At 50.0% G+C, this 764-nt stretch carries 1 protein-coding gene; it reads left to right on the top strand.

Features of this window, described 5'->3' with window-relative positions:
- The coding region (locus AB4589_RS25720; RefSeq protein ID WP_372101623.1) for an AAA family ATPase at positions 1-764 on the top strand (764 nt) is incomplete at both ends.

Genomic DNA, 764 nt, shown 5'->3' with positions numbered 1-764 from the left:
ATCTCAACCACCAAGGACAACTTTGTGGCCATCCAAGGGTTAGCCGGTACAGGTAAGTCCACCCTGCTTGAATCCAACATTGAATTTATCCAGTTAGTGAAAGAAGCCAGCCAGCAACCAGAACAAAGCGTCATCGGTCTTGCGCCCACGCACGCCGCGGTTGCAGAGCTCGAAAGCAAAGGCGTGAAAGCGCAAACGCTAGACAGTTTGCTTTCTGACATCCGACAAGGCAATCGAGAAGCCAGTGACTATCAACACACCTTGTTCTTTCTCGATGAAAGCTCCATGGTCAGCAACAAGCAAGCCGATGAGTTCACAAAGCTGGTCAATGACAGTCAGTCCAAAACAGTCAAATTGGGCGATAAAGAGCAGTTGTTATCGCTCAGTGCCGGTAAACCCTTTGAGCTGGCCATAAGTCAAGGGCGCATCGATACCGCTTACATGACCGATATGGTACGCCCACAAAATGACACTTTGCACAATGCACAGCAAAACACCATTGATAAACAGCCGCTCAGCGCCCTAGATAAACTCCAGCAGCAAGCCCCTGATACCCAAGGCAACAGCCAACATGTCATTTCTACGCTGAATGAAAACGACAAAGACCGACGCAGAGCGCAGCTCACCGCCACAGAGAAGCTGCCTTATGTGGTCGCCAAAGACTATTTAGAGCGCACCCCAGAAACCAGAGAAAACACGCTTATCATCGCTTACACCAACCAGGAGCGTGACACCATCACCGAATACATCCGTGTCGGTTTGAT

Origin of the sequence: Vibrio sp. 10N.222.49.A3, assembly GCF_041475145.1 — a bacterium.
GTDB classification, from domain to species: Bacteria; Pseudomonadota; Gammaproteobacteria; order Enterobacterales; family Vibrionaceae; genus Vibrio; species Vibrio tasmaniensis_A.
Note: the sequence above shows the minus strand (reverse complement) of the source record. Positions and strands in the feature narration are given on the sequence as shown.